This window comes from Aneurinibacillus danicus (assembly GCF_007991215.1).
Lineage (GTDB): Bacteria > Bacillota > Bacilli > Aneurinibacillales > Aneurinibacillaceae > Aneurinibacillus > Aneurinibacillus danicus.
Genome location: NZ_BJXX01000157.1, coordinates 1 through 1,943 on the forward strand (window position 1 = coordinate 1; position 1,943 = coordinate 1,943).

Annotated in this window: 2 protein-coding genes; both read left to right on the top strand. The window is 47.5% G+C overall.

Annotated features, from left to right (window positions below; genetic code table 11):
• The first annotated feature begins 173 nt into the window (after positions 1–173).
• A complete protein-coding gene (locus ADA01nite_RS16690) occupies positions 174–917 on the top strand; it encodes a dolichyl-phosphate beta-glucosyltransferase (RefSeq protein WP_170230336.1) in 744 nt (247 codons plus the stop codon).
• Positions 907–1,899, top strand: a complete 993-nt coding sequence (locus ADA01nite_RS16695; protein ID WP_146811410.1) for a lysylphosphatidylglycerol synthase transmembrane domain-containing protein — start codon at positions 907–909, stop codon at positions 1,897–1,899. Before ADA01nite_RS16690 ends, ADA01nite_RS16695 begins: the two co-directional genes overlap by 11 nt.
• The last annotated feature ends 44 nt before the right edge of the window (positions 1,900–1,943 follow it).

Here is a 1,943-nt window from a genome sequence, read left to right on the forward strand (position 1 = left end):
CCGTCCTTCCCCTCATTTTCATGCCGGGGTTGTGGCTAATCGGTCATGGTGGTTTTATGGTGGGAGAAAAGTCGATCGGTACCATATACACCGTTTATATTTTTAGGTATAATTATTATCTATGTGGAGAAGCTATACCTCCAGTATTGCCAAGAAAAAGGACGTGTTCGGAAATGGAATTATCGCTTGTCATTCCGGCATACAATGAAGAAAAAAGAATTGCGCACACGCTTGAGATGGTTATGCCTTTTATGGACAACCACTTTACCGGCTATGAAGTGCTTGTTGTCGATGATGGCAGCACCGATCACACGGTGGCTGTAGTCGAAGAATTCGGCCATCCTTGTCTTCAGATCGTTTCGTTAAAGAAAAATATGGGCAAGGGAATGGCATTAAAGCACGGCATGCTTCTTGCGAAGGGGAAATATATATTTTTTATGGACGCAGATTTGCCGTACCCGCTCGAAAGCATTACCGAAGCGCTTTCTGTATTTTATACCAGAAAAGCGGATCTCGTCATTGGAGGACGCGATTTATATCAGGCGGAATCGGATGTGCCGTACCCGCTGTCCCGTAAGATCGCTTCCGCTATGTTCTCGCGGTTTATCAACGCGGTGCTGCGCCTGGATATTCCGGATACCCAATGCGGATTCAAAGGCTTTACTCGTGCGGCGACACGGATAATTTTTCCGCAATTGACTATCCAGGGCTTTGGATTTGACTTCGAGATGTTATTTTTGGCTCGTAAATATGGATATCATATTGAGAGAATTCCTGTGAATCTCAGGCATTCCGTCGATTCCAAAGTGCATATTGTTAAGGATTCCTGGAAAATGTTCCGGGATGCTTTACAGGTACGGGCCAACGATTGGAACGGTGTCTATAATAAGCTAAAGGAAGTGCCACATGAAGGGTAAGTACATACAGCTTGCTGTTGGTATTGCCATCACGTGTCTGTTTCTGTTTCTGGCGTATCGAAATCTCGGAAATTTAAATCTTGGGCGTCTGCTGCATTATCCGGTTCATTACTTCTATGTGATACTTGCAGTATTCGCATATGCGGTAAGTCAATGGTTCCGGGCCTTGTCCTGGACGAGGGGACTTGCTCCTGATGTTCCGCTTCGCAAAATGTTCGCTTCCGTCTGTATGGGGAACGGTTCGAATATGCTGCTACCCTTTCGGATGGGTGAGGCCATTCGCATTATTACCATAAGTCAGGTGAAGCGTGATTACGGCGTTGTCAGCGTCAACCTTATGCTAGAGCGCCTGCTTGACGTAACGATTCTGATTGTGCTGGCTGTTAGCGTAGCGTTTTTTGTTCCGTTTGAATCGGAAGTAGAAGCCAAACTTGCGGTGATTCGCAATCTGATGGTGGTGGGAATCGCAGTCGGTGTTGCGGCTTTACTGCTGCTATTCCGGTTTCGTGCCCGTATGGCGGCATCGGAGAGAACGCCGGATTTTATGCGCAAGCTGTTCGGTTTCCTTGGACGGTTTGCGGTGCTGCGCTCGCCGCTGGTTATTATTCGTACGCTGTTTTACTTGATTTGCTCCTGGGGATGTGTTTATTTGTCTACCGTCTTCGGCCTGATGGCGGTCGGCATTTATGACATGACGGCTTGGGCGGCAAGCCTGGTGGTTATCGTGATGACGAACTTGATTATGCTGATTCCGTCCGCTCCTGGAGGGATTGGCGTGTTCCAATACGCCTGCATCTATTCGCTCTCGTTATTTGATGTACAGGCATTTCAGAAAGCGATTCTTTCCGTGCTGCTCCATCTGATTCAGTACGCGGCGCTCCTTCCGCTTAGTATTTATTACTTTATGCGGGGCGAATTTACGCTTAGAGAGATTTACCGCAGTGTGGCAAAACGGCAGGGTGCTCGATTCTCGGAACGGTAAATGAAAAAGACAGGCGGAGCCCTGTCTTTTTTGCTGTGAAAATC

What these genes read in the sequence shown, in the direction of transcription:
- ADA01nite_RS16695 (WP_146811410.1), top strand. Translation starts at nt 907, where the DNA reads ATGAAGGGTAAGTACATACAGCTTGCTGTTGGTATTGCCATCACGTGT.
- ADA01nite_RS16690 (WP_170230336.1), top strand. Translation starts at nt 174, where the DNA reads ATGGAATTATCGCTTGTCATTCCGGCATACAATGAAGAAAAAAGAATT.